Genomic DNA, 21235 nt, shown 5'->3' with positions numbered 1-21235 from the left:
GCAGCTCCTTTTAACTTAAAAGGAGCTGCTTTGGAGTATCTATGACTGAATCAAGTAAACCTAAAGCACAATATCTTAAAGACTATAAAGCTCCTGACTTTCTAATTGACCACACAGAGCTAACATTTGACTTACAGCCTTTATCAACCAAAGTAAGCTCTTTACTAACACTTACCCGAGTTGGTGATAAAAAAGCACCTTTAGTGCTTGATGGTATTGATTTGCGTTTATTGTCTTTATCTGTTGATACAGTTGATATAACGGATTATGAAATTGTTGGTGAGCAGCTAATAATTAATAACCTACCGGATAGTTGCCAATTAAGTATTGTGACCGAGATATCACCTGAGACGAATACTTCTTTAGAAGGTTTATATTTATCGGGCGGTGCGTATTGCACACAGTGCGAAGCGCAGGGGTTTAGAAAAATCACCTATTACATGGATCGCCCTGACGTACTTGCCACGTTTGATGTAACTATTATTGCGGATAAAAAGTATCTACAACTTCTTTCTAATGGTAATCAAGTAGATAGCGGTGAAACATCAGATGGTCGTCATTTTGTGAAATGGCAAGACCCATTTAAAAAGCCGAGCTATTTATTTGCACTTGTAGCGGGCGATTTTGATGTTTTGAAAGATACGTACACGACTAAAAGCGGCAAAGACGTAGAGTTAGCATTATTTGTTGATAAGGGTAATTTATCTAAAACACCTCATGCTATTGCTTCACTTAAAAAAGCAATGCAATGGGATGAAGAACGCTTTAATTTAGAGTATGACCTTGATATTTATATGATTGTAGCCGTCGATTTTTTCAACATGGGCGCGATGGAAAATAAAGGGCTAAACGTTTTTAATAGTAAATGTGTATTAGCCAATCAAGAAACAGCGACAGACAAAGACTACCATACGATTGAATCCATTGTAGGGCACGAATATTTTCATAACTGGACAGGTAACCGAGTTACTTGTAGAGATTGGTTTCAGTTATCGCTAAAAGAAGGGTTAACCGTATTTAGAGACCAAGAGTTTAGTAGTGATTTAGGCTCTCGTGCACTTAACCGAATTGATGCAGTTAAAGTAATGCGTACGCATCAGTTTAGCGAAGATGCAGGCCCTATGGCGCATCCAATTCGTCCTGAAAAAGTTATTGAAATGAATAACTTTTATACTGTAACAGTATACGATAAAGGTGCTGAAGTTATCCGTATGATGCACACGTTACTAGGTGAAACTAATTTTCAAAAAGGGATGGCACTTTACTTTGAGCGCCACGATGGACAAGCAGTAACATGTGATGACTTTGTCAGTGCAATGAGCGATGCATCAGGTGTAAATTTAGAGCAATTTAAGCTGTGGTATAGTCAATCGGGTACCCCGCGCTTAAATGCAATACAACATTTTGATAGCAGTTCAAATACGTATACATTAACAATAGAACAAGCAGCACCGGACAATCAGCCAGACAATAAACCACTTCATATACCTTTTGCTATTGAACTACTTGATGCGAATGGGGAAAGTATTGCTCTGCAATGTAAAGGTAAAAAACTAGATCATGTGCTTGATGTAACAAGTACGACTCAAACATTTAGCTTTGATAATATCTTAGAAAAGCCTGTTGCGGTTTTACTCGAAGATTTTTCTGCACCTTGTATTTTAAATCAGCAAACAACAGAGCCCGAACTATTGCATATTATGCGTTTTGCACGCAGTGATTTTTCACGTTGGGATGCACAACAGCAGCTATTTATTAAAGCGATTAAGTCTCAGATTACCGACACAACTAATAGCATGTTAAGCAGCGAAACTATAAATGCGCTACGTGTACTTATAAACACCAAAGAGGGTGATTTAGCCTTAATTGCAGAGCTGTTTAAACTGCCAAGTTTTGATACATTAGCCGCTGAATTTGAAGTAATACCTGTTGATGAGATTATTGAAATAACAGAAAAGTTTGAGCAACAAATTGCTGACGAACTTGCTGATGAACTGCTTGCTTGTTACGAATCTCTTGAAGATGATGGCAGTATAAGTGCAAGCTCCGTTGCTAAACGCGCTTTAAAACAAATATGCTTGCATTATTTGGCTAAAACTCAAAAGCCAGAGGCTGTAAGCTTTATTAAAGAAGCCGCAAGTTCGACTAATATGACCAATGTACTTGGTGCACTAAGCGCAGTGGTAAAAGCATCCCACCCTATACAAGAAGAGCTTTTGAATCATTTTGATAGTCAATGGCGCCATGATGTTTTAGTGATGGATAAGTGGTTTGCACTGCAAGCTATGCAGTCAGGCAATAAAGCTATAGATAATATTAAGGCACTTTACGAACATCCGTGTTTTGATTTTTCAAACCCGAACCGTGTACGTGCACTTGTAGGAAGCTTTAGTCACTTTAATACAGCACAATTTCATCGCTCAGATGCCCAAGGCTATACGTTATTAGGTGACTTGTTAATAAAACTTAATGCAATTAATCCACAAAATGCGTCTCGTATGCTAACACCGTTCATGTCATGGAAGCGTTACGATGATGTTCGCTCTCAAGCAATGAAACTGCAATTACAACGCTTAGCTAATCTAGATGGGCTAAGTGCTGATTTGTATGAAAAGGTTGAAAAAGCGCTCGCATAAATGATTGAGTATTATTTTACCTTAAGATTGAGCTATAACGAGTGCATGGATTACTACCATGGCCGTTTTAGCTCTTTACAAGTTGTAGAAGATGGCGGTAAAACGATTCGTTTTGCTGCTACACATTTGAGGCCCTTCATTTCAAGTTTAGGTGTACGTGGCCGTTTTAGACTCTTATTAACCCCCGAAAACAAGTTTATCCGCCTAGAGCGAGTGGCCTGACACTCGGTTTTTATGTTATATATACATAAAAATATTGTATTTTTGTTAATTTCAATTTGTCCTATTGTTAAATTACGTGTATAAATTATCTGGTACGACGTCTTACCAATACGTAAGCGTCAACCAAAATATAAAGTATACGGAAGATTAGAGCGAGTATTTGTAATTTCACTGATTCGCTTCTATCGTTATGATTACACTAAAAACAATAACTTGATCACACAAAATGACCCGCGACAGGGGGGAACCAAAATGATAAGAAGATCGCTTTTTGTTAAAAATAGAATCGCTATAGGTATAGCAGCCGCTAGCTTAGGTTTATCTGCAGCAAGTACACAAGCTGTAACATTTGAAGCTGGAGGTTTTGACATTACCTTCGATTCAACCTTTTCATATGGGCAAAGTGTTCGCGTAGAAGACAGAGACTTTAGCCTAATTGGTAAAAGTAACAATCCGGCATTTGATTGGACAGGTTACAACCCTGCGCTAAACAACACTATTTACTCATCTCAAGATGTATGGGCTCAACCTGGCTCTTATTCAAATAATGGTGATGCTGGTAATTTAAATTTTGACAGTGGTGACTCATTTTCAAAACTTTTGAAGGGAACACACGACCTTTCAATAAATAAAGATAACTACGGTTTGTTCACTCGCTTCATGTATTTTTATGACTTTGCGTTGATGGATGGCTATCATGCATATTCAAATCCTACATCAGGGCAGGGGGTTGATCCGTGTGATGATAAAGACACTAAAGCGCAAAGCTGTGCAGATATTCGTTTATTAGATGCGTTTGTGTGGGCTGATTTTGATTTAAATGATGGTAATAACCCTTTATCTGTCCGTTTAGGTCAACAAGTAGTTAACTGGGGTGAGAGTACACTTTTATCTCATGGTATTAACGTAAACCCAGTTGATATTGACCGATTGAAAGCGCCAGGTGCTGAGCTTAAAGAAGCATTCATACCTGTAGGCATGCTTTGGGCATCGCTTGGCATTACTGACAACATTACCCTTGAAGGTTTCTACCAATACCAATGGCAAGAAACGCGTTTACCAGCAGCTGGTACGTATTTTTCGACTAATGACTTTGCAGCAGAAAATGGTTATCAGCAGAATGTTCAATTAGGTTTTACGTCTAATCCTGATATTGATGTCGCTTTTTTAACAGATAGCCTGAATAACTTAACATCTGATTTTGCATTGGCCGCAGCAGCACAAGGTATTGATCCTTCAAGTGCAGAAGGAAGTGCTTTATTAGCTCAAATGTATCTTGCATACCCAACTAAAGTTGCTTTAAAAGGTAAAGGAGATAATGGTAAAACAGAGCCTGAAGATGGCGGTCAGTATGGTTTACGTTTAGGTGTATTTTTACCTGAATTTAATGATACTGAAATTGCACTCTATCACGTGAATTATCATAGCCGTCGTCCGCTTATATCTGGTCGCGTATCAAACTTTTCACAAGCTGCAATTGCCCAAGATTTAGCGATGATCATGACAACAGAAATCACGTCAGATAATGTTGCTGATTTAACTGCTTTTTCTAAAGCTGAAAACGAGTACCCTGAAGATATTAAGTTATATGGTTTAAGTTTTAATACGACTATTGGCGAAACAGCCTTCGCGGGTGAATTTGCTTTTCGCCAAGATGAACCGCTACAAATTGATGACGTAGAGTTACTTTACACAGCTATGCCTGAGCAATTGGCGGTTGCTGGTATTCGTCCTGATTTTGCGGGTATTTCGCAAATGAGTATAGGCGATGCGGTAAGCTCAGTTGGTGCAGGTGAAGTTGCCAAAGGCTACATTGAACGTGATACATCACAAATTCAATTTACAGCAACACATTTATTTGGTCCTTCATTAGGTGCTGATAGCTGGGCTGTAGTTGGTGAAGTGGGTGTAGTTAAAATTCACGATATGCCTGGCTATGACGAAATGCGTTTAAATGTATCAGGCACTGGCCGTAGTGGCACAATAACAGGCCCAGGTACTACTGATTATTCAACATTGCAACTTGGTCTATCAAATGGCGCTGAAGAGAAATCATTCGCTACAGCATCGTCTTGGGGTTACCGCCTAATTGCGAAAGGCGATTACTTCAACTTTTACAAAGGTATTAACTTTTCACCACGTTTTGTATTTTCTCATGACGTAAACGGTAATACACCAGATCCTATGTTCTTATTTATCGAAGATCGTAAATCTTTAGGTGCTACGATGAACTTTAACTACCAAAATGCGTGGTCACTTGATGTGAGCTATAACTCGTTTTGGGGCGGTGGCGGTGTTAATACATTCTCAGACCGCGATTACGTTTCTTTTAACTTAAAATATTCTATTTAGGGGTAACATTACTATGATTAAAAAACCTACCCTCATCGCTACAGCATTTTGTAGTTTGTTTGCAAGCAGCGCAGCTTTGGCTAAATTAAGCGCTGATGAAGTTGCTCAATTAGGTCAAAACTTAACGCCAATGGGTGCAGAAAAAGCTGCGAATGCTGATGGCTCTATTCCAGCGTGGAATAATGGAATTACAACAGCGCCTGCAGGTTATAAAGCTGGTATGCATCATCTTGACCCATTTACAGCTGATAAAGTGCTTTTCACTATCGATAAAAGTAATATTGAAAAGTACAAAGCCAATTTAAGTCCGGGTCAAATTGCTTTATTTGAAGCATACCCAGACACATTTAAAATGCCAGTGTATGAAACACGCCGCTCAGCTTCGTACCCTCAGTTTGTTTATGACGCGACTAAAAAGTTTGCACCGACTGCTGAATTAATCGAAGGCGGTAACGGTATTAAAAATACCGCGATAGGTATTCCTTTCCCTATTCCTAAAACAGGTTTAGAGGCAATTTGGAATCACTTATTACGTTACCGTGGCCAGTCTATTGAGCGCTTTGGTGGTCAAGCTGCACCGACTGCATCTGGCTCTTACAACTATGTTGGTTTTGATGAGCAGCTATTAGTTAAATACTCAGACCCAAGCGCAACACCTGCAGAGCTACAAGACTCAAACATTTTGTTTAAGTTTAAACAAAGCGTTACAGAGCCTGCACGTTTAGCGGGTACTGCATTATTAGTTCATGAAACAATGGACCAAATATTAACGCCGCGCCAAGCATGGACTTATAACTCGGGGCAACGTCGTGTTCGTCGTGCACCTAATGTTGCATATGATGCACCAGGCACAGCTGCAGATAGCCTGCGTACTACCGATGATTTTGATATGTTTAATGGCTCACCAAATCGTTACAACTGGACGCTAAAAGGTAAGCAAGAGTTATACATACCTTACAACAGCTATAAACTTCATAGCGACAAGCTAGAGTACGATGATATTTTAATGCCTGGCCATATTAACCCAGAACATACACGTTACGAAAAACATCGTGTTTGGGTTGTTGAAGCTAACTTAAAAGATGATACACGCCATATCTATAAAAAGCGTGTGTTTTACATTGATGAAGATAGCTGGCAAGTACAGGTAACTGATATTTATGATAACCGCGACCAACTTTACCGTGTAGCCATGGCTTATGGCCTTAACTATTACGAAGTTCCTACACAGTGGAGTACTCTTGAGGTTTATCATGATTTGAATTCTCGTCGTTATTTAGCAATTGGTTTAGATAACCAAGAAAAAATGTACGATTTTTCACAGTCGTTTAACGATAACGAATTTACTTCAAGCGCTTTACGTCGCGAAGGTAGATAGTATTAAACTAGGCACTTAACAATATGTTAAGTGCCTTTTCCTTTCTCATCGCGTTTGTCTTACAGCGCGCAACGCACTCCCTAGTAAAAAGACAAACAACTCTCTCGTACAAGGCGATTAAAATTTATGAAGTATTTGGTATATGCCAGCCTGATAATAAGCGGTGCGAGTGTTGCACAAGAAGCCCCTAACTATGCAATCAGTGCAACAAATGCAGCTAAAACCTTACTCACCGATATAACTAACACGGGTAATGGCTTAATTGCTGTTGGTAAACACGGTACTGTTATTAAAAGTACATCGGGTGATTCATGGCAACAAGCTGAGCTAGTTCCAACTCAAGTGCTCTTAACTGCCGTTGATTTTAGTAACGAAAATAATGGATGGGCGTGTGGCCACGATGCAACAATCATAAATACTACTGACGGTGGCGTTAATTGGCAGCTACAACAAGCATTACCTGAATTAGACAAACCATGTTTAGATATTTTATTTGAAGATGACTTAAAAGGTTTTGCAGTGGGCGCATATGGCATGTTTTATCAAACTACAGACGGTGGTCAACATTGGCAAAAACGCTTTTTAGATTCGCTACTCTTTAGTGATGATCGTGATTACTTAAACGATTTAAAAGAAAATGACCCACAAGGATACGAAGCGGAAACTGCTTCTATTTTACCGCACTTTAATCGCATAGAAAAAACAGACAATGGATTAATGCTCGTTGGTGAAATGGGTTTAATGGCCAGAAGTATTGACGATGGTCTAACTTGGCAAAGAATAGAAGAAGTTTATCCCGGTTCATTCTTTGCAGTTGCCTCTGATAGCACTCAAGAAATTGTGGCGGGGCTACGAGGTAATGTTTTTGCAAAACAAAGTGGCGAAAAGCAGTGGCAGCATTTTGAAAATGTTAAAACAGCGACGATTAACAACATCATTAATTATAATAACAAACAATGGCTCATGCTCGCTAATAGTGGCGTTATTTTTCATCTTCAAGATGGGTTACTCACCCATGAGCAGCTTGCTGACGGTAAAGCGATTCTTGATGGTGTAATTTTAGATAACAGATTGATCATGGCTACAGAAGATGGCATTAAAGTGAAGGAGTTAACCCCTTAATGCATAAGTTACTCGATTTTATTGAAAAGGCGATTTTTAGACATCGCTTAATTATGCTTATAAGTTTTGCACTTATAACCTGTTTACTTGTATTTAAAGCGACTCAAATTCAACTTGATGCATCGTTTAATAAAAATATCCCGTTAAATCACGATTACATGAAGGTATACACTAAACATGAAAAACAGTTTGGTGGTGCAAACAGCATTTTAATTTCAGTATGTGACGACAGCGGAGATATATTTAATCCAGAATTTTTTACTCAATTAAAAGCGGTTCACGATCAGCTTTATTTTATTCCTGGTGTAAATCGTCCTTTAGTGAATTCTATATTTTCACCTAGTGCTCGCTTTGTAGAAGTAGTAGAGGATGGCTTTGCCGGCGGTCCAATTATTCCTGCAAACTTTAAAGCAGATACGCGTGGATTAGGTGTAGTAAAGGAAAACATTGAAAAAGCAAAAGTTGTAGGGCGTATGATTGCTAGCGATTACTCGTGTGCAATGGTAACGGCTCAACTTTTAGAAACAGATCCTCAAACACAACAAAAATTAGACACATTAGCTTTTGCACAAAAGCTAGAAAGTGATTTAAGAGAGCCTTTAAGTACAGACAAAGTAAGTATTCATATTATTGGCTTTGCAAAAATGGCTGGTGATATAGCTGAAGGCGCAAAAGGGGTAGTCGTATTTTTTGCCATTGCTATCGCCTTTACCTTTATTATGGTTTGGCTATTTTGTGGCAGTTTAAAGCTAACTATTTTGCCAATCGCGTGTTCTATTATTGCTGTTATTTGGCAATTAGGCCTGCTTTCAAGTTTAGGGTTTGGACTAGACCCTATGTCTATTTTGGTGCCGTTTTTAGTGTTTGCTATTGGTGTAAGCCATGGTGTGCAGATGATCAATGCGATTGGCAAAAAAGTAGGTGAAGGAAAAAGTACGCGAATTTGTTGTCAGTCAAGTTTCAGGGCTTTATTAATACCTGGTGGTATTGCACTGCTTTCAGATACCGTAGGCTTTTTAACATTACTTACTATTGATATTGGTATTATTCGCGAACTTGCTATTACAGCGAGTTTAGGTGTGGCAGTAATTATATTTACAAATTTAATTTTGCTGCCAGTTTGGGCGTCGTACATGAACTTTGAAAACAGTGTACATATTCAATCTGGTGATGCTGAGAAGCCTAATATACTTGATAAGATCAGAGACATTTTAGTAAAAGCAACCGATCCTAAAATCGCTAAAATGATTATCGGTTTTACCCTTGTTTTATTTGCTCTAGGCTACTGGCAAGCAGATAAAATGCGTATAGGTGACTTACACGCAGGCGCGCCATCTCTGCATCAAGATGCCCGTTATAACCAAGACACGTTTTTAATTTCGGATAAGTACACTATCTCGTCTGATATTTTAAAAGTAATTGTAGAGGCGTATCCTGCAGCATGTACTGAGCATGATGTGATGAAGCGTATAAGCCGTTTTCAATACAAAGTTGAGAATGTGGCCGGTGTGCAGTCTGCTGTAAGTTTGAGCTCTGTAGCTCAATCGGTTAACGCGGGCTACAACGAAGGCAATTTAAAATGGCAGAGTTTGCCACGAAATTCAGCAAGCTTAGTACAGTCAACGTCTCGAGTTGAAACTAGTACAGGCTTACTTAACGGTGATTGTTCAGTTATGCCAGTGATTATATTCTTAGATGATCATAAAGCACAAACTATCGATACCGTAATTAAGAGTGTTAAGCAATTTGCACAAGAAGAGGGCACTGAAAAACTAGCATTTAAATTAGCGTCAGGACCTGTGGGCGTAATGGCAGCTACTAATGAGTCTGTATCAGAAGCACAAATACCCATGATGCTTTACGTTTATGGTGCCGTTATTATTTTATGTTTAATGAGCTTTAGAAGCGTAAAAGCAACAGTAGCCGTGGTATTACCGCTTTATATTGTATCAACCCTTGCCCAAGCACTTATGGTACAGCTGGAAATAGGCTTAACAGTTTCTACTTTACCTGTAATTGCATTAGGTGTAGGTATTGGTGTTGATTACGGTATTTATATACTGTCGTCGATGATGGGGCAGCTTAAGCAAAACGTACCGCTTAGTGTTGCTTATCGAAATGCGCTTGTTGAGCGTGGCAGCGCGGTTCTATTTACTGGTATTACATTAGCTATTGGTGTGAGCACTTGGATATTCTCAGATCTTAAATTCCAAGTTGATATGGGTATACTATTAACCTTCATGTTTTTAGTGAATATGTTAGGTGCAGTGTTGTTATTACCCGCAATTGGTAGCCTTCTCTGGACTGACCAGAAAAAATAATGTGAATACTTTTGCTCCTAAATGGCCAGTAATGGCCATTTATATCTATATTTTGTGAATAGATGACCAAATAGCTGAAATGCTTAAAATGTTTTCATCGAAAAGGCTGTTTATTAGCTGTAAAAGGGTTAGAATTTAACTGACTTCACGCTAATAATACGCTGTACAAATATTCTGCTTTTAGCAGTAATAGATTAAGGAACATACAATGACACGAAATGAAGGCCAAGCCTCGGTTATCCTAGATAATGTCTGTAAGCTGATCCAGAAAAAAGTTCGCGCTGATAATGTGTTACTCGTTGAGAAATTCGCCAAAGCCTTGTACAGCAATATGTCTAAAGAGGATTTGGCAAACCGCAACGATAGTGACCTATATGGCGCAGCATTAAGCCTTTGGAACTCGCTAGAAAAAAATACTACTGACGACGCTGTTATCCGCGTTTTCAATCCAGAAGTGGCAAAAGATGGCTGGCAGTCATCACATACAATCGTTGAAATTATCACTAAAGATATGCCGTTCTTAGTTGATTCTGTTCGTATGGCCATGACTCGTGAAAATATCGCCTCTCACTTATTACTTCACTGCCCATTAAAAATTAAGCGTGATGAAAACGCTAAAATTTCTGGATTATCAAATTTAAAAGCAGAGCAAGAATCTTCATCTACTAAAACTGTATTTTTTATTGAAATTGACCGTCAAACAGATTCTTCTGTGATTGAGTCTTTCAAAAAAGAATTAGAGTCTGTGCTTGTTGATGTGTCAGTTGCTGTTGATGATTGGCAACCAATCCGTAAAAAATTGATTGCAGTGACTAAAGAGTTACCTAAACGTCATCATAATAAAAGTAAAGATGAAGTTTCAGAAACAACTGAGTTTTTAGATTGGTTAGCTAAAGATAATTTTACCCTAATGGGTTACCGTGAATATGAGTTAAGCCCAGTTCAAGGTGATTACCAACTAAAAGGTAAAATGGATACAAGCCTAGGCTTGATGAAAAACTCTACTGAAGAACACACTCGCTTATTATCAGAATTACCTGAAGTTGCACGTCAAGAAGCTCGTAGCAGCAACCTACTGATTTTAACAAAAACTAACTCTGTTTCTCGTGTTCATCGTCCAGCTTACATTGATTATGTTGGCATTAAGCGTTTTGACGATGAAGGCAATGTAATTGGTGAAGACCGCTTTATCGGTTTATTCTCATCAAGCTTTTACAATAACAGTGCTACTGATGTGCCTGTGTTAAAAAGTAAAATTAATCGCATTATGGAAATGTGTGATTTTGCTAAAGGTACTCACGCTTACAAAGCTGTTTTAAATATTTTAGAAACCTACCCACGTGATGAGCTAGTTCAAGCGCGCGAAGGTGAGCTACTTGAAGTTGCTATGGGTGTGTTACAAGTACAAGAGCGCGATATGTGTCGCTTGTTTGTACGTAAAGATGCGTATGGTCGTTTTTTATCTTGTATGGTTTATGTACCTCGCGAGCGTTATAACACGGCTCTTCGTCGTGAAACGCAAGATATATTAGCTAATGCATTTAATTCTGACGATAAAGTCGAATTTACTACTTATTTCTCTGAGTCAACACTGGCGCGTACTCATTACACCGTTCGTGTGACCGACAACAAGATCGAATATAACGTGAAAGACATCGAAAACAATTTAGTAGAAGCTGCACGTACGTGGGAAGATAAACTTCAATCTGCACTTTTAGAGTCTGCGGGTGAAGCTCGTGGTAACGATTTAAATCGTAAATACTGTAATGCGTTTGCACGCTCATACAAAGATGAAGTGCTTCCAAGTGCTGCGGTTGTTGATATTGAAAAGTTAGAACTACTTAGCGATGAAAACAAACTAGAAATGTTGTTTTACCGTCCTCAAGAAGAAGCAAACAGCAATATTGTACGATTAAGCTTATTCCATAAAGATGAGCCGATTCACTTATCTGATGTTATGCCAATGCTTGAAAACTTTGGCCTTCGCGTTGTTGGTGAAACACCATACTCAGTTAAAACTAGCGATGGTCGTATCAACTGGATCATGGACTTCTCGATGCTTATTGACAGCAAAGGGATGGCGGATTTTGATAAAATTTCAGCACGTTTTCGTGCTGCATTAACAAATGTTTGGGGCAACCGCCTTGAAAACGATGGTTTTAACCGTTTAGTGTTAATGGGTGGTCTAACAGGCCGCGAAGCCTCTATTTTACGTGCGTATGCTAAATACATGCGTCAAATTGGTGTAACGTTCTCACAAAGTTACATAGAAAGTACATTTGCAAATTATCCAAATATCGCAGCGCAAATTGTTAACTTGTTTGCTAAAAAGTTCTCAGTTAAAAGCCCTGCAAGTGCTAAAACACTTGAAAAGCTAAGCACGCAAATTTATTTAGAGCTTGAAAATGTAGCAAACCTTGATGATGACCGTATTATACGTTTATACGTAGATATGATTGTTGCGACGCTGCGTACTAACTATTTCCAAAAAGACGATGCCGGACAGTTTAAGTCTTATGTGTCGTTTAAAATACAACCTAGCTTAATTCCTGATGTACCACTTCCTTTACCTGCGTTTGAAATTTTTGTTTATTCTCCGCGCGTAGAAGGTGTGCATTTACGTTACGGCAAAGTAGCACGTGGTGGTCTGCGTTGGTCAGATCGTCGTGAAGACTTCCGTACTGAAGTACTTGGCTTAGTTAAAGCACAACAAGTTAAAAATACGGTAATCGTACCTGTAGGTTCTAAAGGTGGCTTTGTATGTAAACAACTACCGACTGAGCGTGAAGCGTTTATCAAAGAAGGCCAAGAGTGTTATAAAATCTTTATCCGTGGTCTTTTAGATATTACTGATAATATTGAGCGTGGTGAAATAGTACCAGCGCGCGATGTTGTTCGTCATGATGAAGATGATGCTTACCTAGTAGTTGCAGCGGATAAAGGAACTGCTACTTTCTCTGATATCGCAAATGGCATTGCTAACGAATACAATTTCTGGCTAGGTGATGCATTTGCATCTGGTGGCTCGGTTGGTTATGACCATAAGAAAATGGGTATCACAGCAAAAGGCGCATGGGAGTCAGTTAAACGACATTTCCGTGAAATGGATATTGATTGTCAAACTACCGACTTTACAGTAGTAGCAATTGGCGATATGGCAGGCGATGTATTTGGTAATGGTATGCTGTTATCTAAGCATATTCGTCTACAAGTTGCCTTTAACCATATGCACATTTTTGTTGACCCTAATCCAGATGCTGCTACATCTTACCCTGAGCGCGAACGTTTATTTAATATGCCGCGTTCTTCTTGGGAAGATTACAATAAAGAGCTAATTTCTGCCGGTGGCGGTGTGTTCTCTCGTGCAGCTAAATCAATTACGCTTAGCCCAGAAATGAAAAAAATGTTGGGCACTAAAAAAGCTAGTATGACACCAAATGAGTTAATGAAAGCCTCATTAATGATGGAGTTTGATTTACTGTGGAACGGCGGTATTGGTACATACATTAAACACTCTAAAGAAACTGATGCCGATGTAGGGGATCGTGCAAACGATGCACTACGTATCAATGGTAGAGATTTAGGCGCTAAAATAATAGGTGAGGGCGGTAACTTAGGTGCAACGCAATTAGGTCGTGTTGAATTTGCAGCTAAAGGTGGTCGTGTTAATACTGACTTCATTGATAACGTAGGGGGTGTTGCCTGTTCAGATAACGAAGTTAACATTAAGATTTTACTTAATGGCTTAGTCGCTGAAGGTGACCTAACACGTAAACAACGTGATGAGCTACTTTACTCAATGACAGATGAAGTTTCTGAATTAGTATTAAAAGACTGTTACCGTCAAACACATACTATTTCAATTACACAGTCTAAAGGAACTTCAACGCTCAAAGAAAAGATTCGCTTTATTCATGCGCTTGAAAAAGAAGGCAAGTTAAACCGTGCTATCGAATTTATTCCAAGTGATGAAGAATTGGCAGAACGCGCCGCTGCAGGTAAAGACTTAACTCGTCCTGAGCTTTCAGTGCTAGTGTCTTACGCAAAAATGGTATTAAAAGAGTCTTTAGTAAGTGATGAAATTACTGAAAACCCTTACTATCGCCAATTGCTTGTTAAGTCATTCCCACGTCCATTGCGTGAGAAGTTTAACGATGCGATGAACAACCACCCACTTCGTAAAGAAATTATTGCAACTAAACTTGCAAACAGTATCGTTAACGACATGGGTTTAAACTTCATGGTACGTATGCATGAAGAAACCGGTGCTAATGAAGCTGAGATAGCAATGTGTTACTCAATTGCTAGCGAAATATTTGAAATGCGTGAAACATGGTCTTCTATTAGTGCACTTGATAATAAAATACCAGCAGCAGTTCAAACTGAAATGCTTTACCAACTTCGTCGTACTGTGCGCCGTGCAACGCGTTGGTTCTTACGTCACCGTAATAAGTCACAAACTATTGAACAAGGAATTGAATTCTTTGCGCCAACCTTTAAAGATTTAAGCGATAACTTAAATACGTATATGATTGAAAAAGAAAATGATCGTATTGTAATTGAGGCCAATAAGTTAATTGACGCGGGCGTTCCAACAGATATAGCTAATCGTATTGTTTCTTTATCAAGCTTATTCTCTGTGATGGATTTAGCAGAAGTTGCGAATAGTTCAGGTAAGAGTATTTCGATGGTGTCCAATACTTACTTTAAACTAGGTGCAAGAATGGGTCTGCATTGGTTCTTAGAGCAAATAACCAAGCAACCAGTAGCAAATCATTGGCAAGCACTTGCTCGCTCGTCTTATCGAGAAGAGCTTGATTGGCAGCAACGTACGTTATCTGAAGTTGTATTAAATAGCTTTGAAGGTGATGAGAGCGATGTTGATAGTCAAATAGACGAGTGGATGGATAGCCAAGATTTATTACTTCAACGCTGGAAACAAATGCTGGCTGAGTTTAAAACATCACAAAGCCACGACTTTGCTAAGTTCTCGGTTGCACTTCGTGAACTTATGTTGTTAAGCCACAATTGTGATACGTCAGGAAAATAATTTAGCTTTAATCAGTTAATTGTTTAGTAAATAAATAACTGATTGTTAAAATTGTTATACAATACCTCAGCCTTGTCTGAGGTATTTTTTTGTCTAAAATTTAAAAAGAGGATTATATTGATGTTTTATGATTTAGCTCGCCGTTTTATGTTTACCCGTGATGCGGAGTGGGCGCATGAGTTTGCACTTAATAATCTTCGTCGTTTTACCAATACACCTTTAAATTTAGCTTGGTCGCAAAATATTTCTGATAAGCCAGTCGATTTTTTTGGTCTGAAATTTAAAAACCCTGTAGGGCTAGCAGCTGGCCTTGATAAAAATGCGGAATGTATTGATGCATTCAGCCAAATGGGCTTTGGTTTTATTGAAGTTGGCACTATTACGCCGCGTGCTCAAGCGGGTAATGATAAACCTCGTATTTTTAGGTTGCCAGAATCAAACGCTATTATTAACCGTATGGGTTTTAATAATAAAGGCGTTGATAACTTAGTTTCAAATGTAAAAGCAGCAAAATACAGCGGCATACTCGGTATTAATATTGGTAAAAATAAAGATACGCCAAATGAACAAGGTAAAGATGACTATATTCATTGTATGCGTAAAGTGTTTGAGCATGCCTCATACATTACGGTAAATATTTCATCACCAAATACACCTGGCTTGCGTGATTTGCAATATGGCGCTGCACTTGATGATTTACTGCAGAGTCTTAAAAACGAACAGTTAGATTTAGTTGCAAAGCACAATAAACAAGTGCCTATGCTTGTAAAAATTGCACCGGATCTAGATCAAATTCAAATTCAACAAGTAAGTGAATCACTTTTAAATAATAAAATCGATGGTGTAATTGCCACCAACACCACGCTTGAGCGAGCTGCAGTTATGGGCCAGCAATATGCAGAAGAAGCCGGCGGTTTATCAGGTCACCCTGTTAGAATGCGTTCTACAGAGATAGTGAGTGAATTGAAACGCTTAACACAAGGTAAATTACCAATCATCGGAGTTGGCGGAATAGATGATGCGCAATCTGCAAAAGAAAAGTTCGATGCAGGCGCAAATTTAGTCCAGGTTTATACTGGGTTCATCTACAAAGGTCCACAATTGGTAAAGTCGATCGTTAACGGCTTATAAGGATCAGTTATCTAAGCTTTTGATCGTTCGATAAATGTTCTAAGCAAGCATTTTAAAAGTGGTCAAAAGCGGTTATACTGTGAGCAATAATTATTCAACATACCCAAGGAGGAGTAAATGTTACAAGCATCAAAGCAATGGCAGTGGATTACTTGTCCTAATAAAAATCGTTTATTACTTGATTTAAATGACGACATGCAATTATGTACGCCCTATAAGTTAAGACAACTCACCGATTCTGTTTTTAAAAATCCACGTTTTAGTCTCGAAGATGCTGCATTTTATGAACAAGTTTATAACTATTTAGATGGGTTTGAATTGTGGTCTGCTGCTCAAATTTGTCAAATATCGCTAAATGCAACCGCTGTTAAGTATCACTTAAAACCCGTTTTATCAAAAAGCTGGTTTTTTGAAGAATACACTGGAACAGAGCCAAGTGTAGAAGCAATAGTTAAATTAATATCTAAAGCGCAGACTGGCGATTTTTTAATTGTAGAGCATTGCCCTGATGCATCTATTTGCTTAAATTTAAGCGAAACCTTTAAATTAGACGAAAATTTATCTTTAGCGCAATTTGAAGTAATCCGTATTTTGAATAATCGAGTACACCCCATCCTAAATCAGCAATATCAAAGTCAAACCGCCTAACCAAATTTAAGTCTTAAGCGTGTCTTTATGGCGTGTTTGTCGCCCAACCTATGTTATAATCCTGCGCAATTAGCTATTAAGGGTTATTACTTTGCAATTTATCGCACTTACTTCTATCGGAATCGAAAATTTATTGGTTGATGAACTAACAGAACTTGGCGCAACTGTGTCTAAGCAAACTGTTGGTTCTGTTCGTTTTGAGGCTGACTCATTACTGGCGCAAAAGGTTTGTTTATCAAGTCGTTTTGCAACGCGTGTGCTTATGCTTATTGAAGAAAAAGAAGGCGTAGATGACAAGAATAGCCTGTATAATTTTGCTCGCTCGCAACCTTGGCAAGAGTGGTTTGGACCAACTCAAACATTCGCTGTCGACTTCAACGGTACCAATGACTCATTAAAAAACACACAATTTTCGGGTCTTGTAATAAAAGATGCGATTGTTGACTACTTTAATGATTTATACGAGCAGCGTCCTAACGTTGATAAGCAAGATGCAAATGTGCGTGTTGTTGCACGATTAAATCGTTACGGCGTTTCTATGTATATTGACTATTCGGGCCCTCGTTTGTCTGAACGTGGTTACCGTCAAGGTCAAGGTAAAGCACCAATTAAAGAACATTTAGCGGCTGCATTAATTAAACGAAGTGGTTGGCTTGATAATGTAAAACAACCTTTATTCGATCCATGTTGTGGTGCGGGTACTATTTTAATCGAAGCGGCTGGCATGGCACGAAACGAAGCACCGGGATTATTTCGTGAAGGCTTTGCTTTTGAGCGTTTACCCAGTTTTAGAGCCGCTAAGTTTAAAGAACTTAAAGAAGAGTTACTTGCTAACATTACCGATCCTAAATTGTGGTTAATTGGCCACGATTACGATGAACAAGTTTTAAATAAAGCGATTGATAATGCCAAACGTGCTGAGCTTGATGATGTTATTAAGTTTAAGCAAAGCGATGCAACTAAACTTACTGCTGTTGCAAAATTACCGGGTGTTGTAATTTCAAACTTACCTTATGGTGAACGTATTGGTTCTATGGCTGAGCTTGTTGATTTACACCGTAATTTAGGTGTTGGCTTTAAAAAGCACTTTAATCATTGGAAACTTGCCTTACTAGGTATGGACGAGAGCTTATTTAAACTTTTAAAACTTGTGCGCCTTAAGCGTTATAAGTTTAAAAATGGCCCACTTGATGTTGAACTTAACTTATATCAATTAGATGATAAGCAAGTAAGTTTGACTACCGATGATAAAAAAGCGCTTAATTTTGAGGGCTCTACGTCATTCGCAAATAGATTGAAAAAGAATAAGCAAGGCTTAAAAAACTGGCTTAAACAAAATAAAGTAGACGCTTATCGTGTTTATGAAGCGGATATCCCTGAGTACAATGTTGCTGTAGATATTTACGGTGATTCTGCGGTTATTTTTGAATATGCAGCGCCTAAAGAAATTGATGAAAAAACATCAGAAAAACGCCTGCAAGACGTAATAACATTGACTTCGCAACAACTTGATATCTCACCTGAAAATATTGCTGTAAAAGTGCGTAAAAAGCAAAAGGGCGAAGAGCAGTATACGGCCATGTCTAAACAAAACCGAACTATGGTAGTTGAAGAGTTTGGTGCTAAGTTTAAAGTTAATTTATTTGACTACTTAGACACAGGTTTGTTTTTAGATCACCGTTTAATGCGTCGTTATATTCAAGAAAATGCGAAAGATAAGCGCTTTTTAAACTTGTTTGCATACACAGGTACTGCCTCTGTGCATGCTGCACTTGGTGGCGCTAAAGCAATTACAACAGTTGATTTATCTAAAACCTATTTAAAATGGGGCCAAGATAACTTCGATTTAAACAATATCAGTAATACACGTTACCGTTTTGAACAAGCAGATTGTTTAAAATGGTTAGAGCATGCGACAGCACAATATGATTTGATATTTTTAGACCCTCCAACGTTCTCAAACTCAAAACGTATGAAAGACGCGTTTGATGTGCAAAGTGATCACATTAAATTATTAACGTGGGTAAAAAAGATCTTAAGTCCATCAGGTACTTTGATTTTCTCTAATAACAAACGTGGTTTTGTAATGGATGAAGTTGGCCTGATTGGTTTAGGTTTAAAAGCCGTTAATATCTCAGATAAAACGCTATCACCAGACTTCAAACGTAATAAAAAAATCCATAATAGCTGGCTAATTACTCATGGCTAAATGGATTTTATATCATACTGATGGCTGCCACTTGTGCGAACAGGCTGAGCAACTTATCACTGATGTACTAAATGACAACAGTGAGTTATTACTAATCGATATTATGACTGATGAGCAGCTTATTGCTGAGTATCAAATTACTATTCCTGTATTAAAAAGTGAAAAAGGCGAGAAATTATATTGGCCTTTTACTTTACACTCTGTGCGCGAATTTTTAGCACAAGCAGAATAAGAGCAAATAAAAACTATGGATTTAATAAGAATTTTAAAAGCACAACTTGCTTTTGGTACACATGCTTTGCTTAACAAAGCAGACGCTGTTATAGAAAGTGGCGAAAGAGTGTGTGTAGTTGGTCGAAATGGCGCGGGTAAGTCAACGTTATTAAAAGTACTCGATGGACAAGTTGTTTTAGATGATGGTGAAATAAATCAGCTTGGTGGTATTCGAATTTCTCGTTTAGAGCAAGATCCACCAAAAGGTGCAAGCGGAACTGTATTTGATTACGTTGCACAGGGTATGCCAGAAATCGCTAACCTACTCATTGATTTTCATCATGTTAGCAACGAACTGCAAACACAATGTACTGATAAGTTATTAAATAAACTTGAACGTTTATCAAACCAACTTGAAGCCGCTGATGGTTGGCGTTTTGATAGCCGAATTCAATTAGTTTTGACACAATTAGAATTAACACCAGAGGCTAAGCTTGAGTCTCTTTCTGGTGGCTGGTTACGTAAAGTAGCACTTGCGCGTGCACTTGTAAGTGAGCCTGACTTATTATTACTAGATGAGCCAACAAACCATTTAGATATGGCAAGTGTAATGTGGCTTGAACAGTTTTTAAAAGAATTTAAAGGCGGCATTGTATTTATATCGCATGACCGTGCGTTTATTCGCGCTGTCGCTACGCGTATTTTAGATTTAGATCGCGGTAAACTTATTTCCTACCCAGGTGATTACGCGACTTATCTAGAGCAAAAAGCGCATGATTTAAAAGTAGAAGAAGCGCAAAATGCATTGTTTGATAAGCGTTTAGCTGAAGAAGAAACGTGGATTCGCCAAGGTGTTAAAGCGCGAAGAACGCGTAACGAAGGGCGTGTTCGAGAGCTAAAACAGCTACGTAATGAGCGCAAGCAACGTGTTGATCAAGTTGGAAAAACTGACTTTAATATTGAAACAGCTGATCGCTCAGGTAAGTTGGTATTTGAAGCTAAGAACCTTTGCCATGCATTTAAAGACAAAGTTATTGCTGATGATTTTTCGACACTTGTAATGCGTGGCGACAGAATTGGCTTAGTAGGCCCAAATGGTATTGGTAAAACAACACTATTAAAACTAATGTTTGGTGATTTAGAACCAGATAGTGGTATTACTAAGCAAGGTGTTAATTTAGAGTTTGCTTACTTTGACCAATACCGTGAAAAACTTGACGAAGAAGCAACTGTTCAAGATAACGTTGCAGAAGGTAAACAAGAAGTGATGATGGGCGGTCGTTCACGCCATGTTTTAGGTTACCTGCAAGACTTTTTATTCCCTCCAGCTCGCGCTCGAACCCCGGTTAAAGCACTCTCTGGTGGTGAAAAAAATAGACTGCTATTAGCTAAACTGTTTTTAAAACCATCTAATATACTTGTTCTCGATGAGCCAACGAATGACTTGGACATTGAAACGTTAGAGTTACTAGAGGACATTATTAATCAATATCAAGGTACAGTGCTGATTGTAAGCCATGACCGAGAATTTATTGATAATACATGTTCTAGTGTATGGGCATTTGAAGGCAATGGTAAAGTAACAGATATCGTCGGTGGTTATAGCGACTATGAAGCTTATGTAGGTTACTTAGCTGAACAAGAAAAAAAAATTCAGCAACAACCAGTAAAAAAAGTTGAAAAAGTAGCCGCTCCAGCTGCAAAACCAGCAGCTAAGACAAATAAACTCTCTTACAAATTAAAACTTGAATTAGAGCAACTACCGAATAAAATGGAAAAACTAGAAGCTGAAATTGAAGCTCAACAAGCTGTAGTGAGTGACGCAAACTTTTTTAAACAAGAGAGTGATGTAACAACTAAAGCATTGAACCATTTAGCACAACTTGAGTCTGACCTTGAAGCTGCCCTTGAGCGCTGGGAAGAACTTGAAGAATTACAGAATCAGTAGTAAGG

General features: G+C 38.4%; 12 protein-coding genes. All 12 read left to right on the top strand.

Going from position 1 to position 21235, the window contains the following annotated elements; translation table 11 throughout:
* Positions 1–41: 41 nt before the first annotated feature.
* The 12 genes from pepN (at position 42) to H5161_RS10915 (ending at position 21230) form a co-directional block, all read left to right on the top strand.
* A complete protein-coding gene (gene pepN, locus H5161_RS10970; protein ID WP_182769275.1) occupies positions 42–2636 on the top strand; it encodes an aminopeptidase N in 2595 nt (864 codons plus the stop codon).
* Positions 2637–2858 carry a DUF2835 family protein gene (locus H5161_RS10965; protein WP_010552655.1) on the top strand — a complete coding sequence of 74 codons (222 nt, stop codon included), beginning with the start codon at positions 2637–2639 and terminating at the stop codon, positions 2856–2858. It begins immediately after the preceding gene.
* Between the two features lie 252 nt (positions 2859–3110).
* The gene (locus H5161_RS10960; RefSeq protein ID WP_182769274.1) at positions 3111–5210 is read left to right on the top strand and encodes a DUF1302 domain-containing protein; all 2100 of its coding nucleotides are present in this window, start codon (positions 3111–3113) and stop codon (positions 5208–5210) included.
* A 13-nt stretch (positions 5211–5223) separates the two neighbouring features.
* Positions 5224–6588, top strand: coding sequence for a DUF1329 domain-containing protein (locus tag H5161_RS10955; protein WP_182769273.1), 1365 nt, complete (start codon positions 5224–5226; stop codon positions 6586–6588).
* Between the two features lie 126 nt (positions 6589–6714).
* Positions 6715–7710: a YCF48-related protein gene (locus tag H5161_RS10950; protein ID WP_182769272.1), complete on the top strand. Its 996-nt coding sequence runs from the start codon at positions 6715–6717 to the stop codon at positions 7708–7710.
* Positions 7710–10031 (top strand): RND family transporter, encoded by a 2322-nt coding sequence (locus H5161_RS10945; RefSeq protein WP_182769271.1) that lies wholly within the window; start codon positions 7710–7712, stop codon positions 10029–10031. The genes H5161_RS10950 and H5161_RS10945 overlap by 1 nt, the downstream gene beginning before the upstream one ends.
* A 208-nt stretch (positions 10032–10239) precedes the next feature.
* Positions 10240–15081: an NAD-glutamate dehydrogenase gene (locus H5161_RS10940; protein WP_002961899.1), complete on the top strand. Its 4842-nt coding sequence runs from the start codon at positions 10240–10242 to the stop codon at positions 15079–15081.
* A 120-nt stretch (positions 15082–15201) separates the two neighbouring features.
* Entirely contained in the window at positions 15202–16212 is a 1011-nt protein-coding gene (gene pyrD / locus H5161_RS10935) for a quinone-dependent dihydroorotate dehydrogenase (RefSeq protein ID WP_182769270.1), read from the top strand.
* A gap of 117 nt (positions 16213–16329) precedes the next feature.
* On the top strand, positions 16330–16860 hold the full coding sequence (locus tag H5161_RS10930; RefSeq protein WP_002961896.1) for a cell division protein ZapC: 531 nt from the start codon (positions 16330–16332) through the stop codon (positions 16858–16860).
* 91 nt (positions 16861–16951) lie between these two features.
* Positions 16952–19069, top strand: a complete 2118-nt coding sequence (gene rlmKL, locus H5161_RS10925) for a bifunctional 23S rRNA (guanine(2069)-N(7))-methyltransferase RlmK/23S rRNA (guanine(2445)-N(2))-methyltransferase RlmL (protein WP_138489126.1) — start codon at positions 16952–16954, stop codon at positions 19067–19069.
* The gene (locus H5161_RS10920) at positions 19062–19301 is read left to right on the top strand and encodes a glutaredoxin family protein (protein WP_002961779.1); all 240 of its coding nucleotides are present in this window, start codon (positions 19062–19064) and stop codon (positions 19299–19301) included. Before rlmKL ends, H5161_RS10920 begins: the two co-directional genes overlap by 8 nt.
* A 15-nt stretch (positions 19302–19316) precedes the next feature.
* Positions 19317–21230, top strand: a complete 1914-nt coding sequence (locus H5161_RS10915) for an ABC transporter ATP-binding protein (RefSeq protein WP_002961781.1) — start codon at positions 19317–19319, stop codon at positions 21228–21230.
* The last annotated feature ends 5 nt before the right edge of the window (positions 21231–21235 follow it).

Source organism: Pseudoalteromonas sp. SG43-5 (assembly GCF_014164345.1).
GTDB lineage: Bacteria > Pseudomonadota > Gammaproteobacteria > Enterobacterales > Alteromonadaceae > Pseudoalteromonas > Pseudoalteromonas distincta.
This window is presented reverse-complemented; position numbering and strand designations above follow the sequence as displayed.